This is a genomic window from Peribacillus sp. P4_C12, from assembly GCF_056402095.1.
The window spans coordinates 1-814 of the sequence record NZ_JBFUIB010001020.1 but is presented as its reverse complement, the minus strand read 5'-3'; the positions used below and the strand labels follow the sequence as shown (position 1 = coordinate 814).

General features: G+C 36.1%; 1 protein-coding gene. It reads right to left on the bottom strand.

Features of this window, described 5'->3' with window-relative positions:
- Positions 1-311: 311 nt before the first annotated feature.
- The coding region (locus tag AC1DUW_RS30940) for an arginase family protein (RefSeq protein ID WP_477644468.1) at positions 312-814 on the bottom strand (503 nt) is incomplete at its 5' end.

Below are 814 nucleotides of genomic sequence, written 5' to 3'. Positions count from 1 at the left end.
GGCCTAAATTACGTCCTGCCACCATATAGTCTTCTGTGGTTTTTGCCCGTCTTGAGCCAATGAAACCAACAATAATTAAAACAGAGAAATAAAGTACTATCACTAATAGATCAATGCTATACATAGATTTACTCCTCTCGTTTTTATGAATAGGAAAATCAATACCGACAAGGAATTTTTCATTTTGTTATTACAAATGATGGTCTTTGGTAAAAGTCACTGAGTTAGCTTACTCTTACTAGAAGATGGACGAGGAGATATTTGATTTTTACTAAATTTATTGCATTTGTGTCCTATGATATAAGTTTCTACTATATATTTAACTCTCTGACGTCTTTAGAATTAAGACATATTTTCTCTTTTTTATTCCAAGCAACAAGCGAAATAAACTCGTATGCTATGTTAGCCGCAGCAAGGCTTGTTACACGTGCTGGATCCCGGTCTGGTAAAACCTCAACAATATCAAAACCTACCAACTTTAACCCTTTTAGATTTCTAACAAATTGTTGCGCTTCAAATGTAGTAAATCCACCAATTTCGGGTGTACCTGTTCCTGGAGCATATACCGGATCTAAAAAATCGACATCAAATGAAACAAATACGGGGTTATTACCAACTCGGTTGGTAATTAGTTCACGTAGCTTATTTGGACCTATTTTTCTTAGTTTATCTGTAGGGATAACCTGATATCCTAGTGTTTCTGCATCCTTTATATCATCAGGACTATAAAGACTTCCCCTCATTCCAATTTGGATTGAACGATATGGGTCAACGATTTCTTCCTCTACAGCTCGCCGAAACATGGTGCCATGTG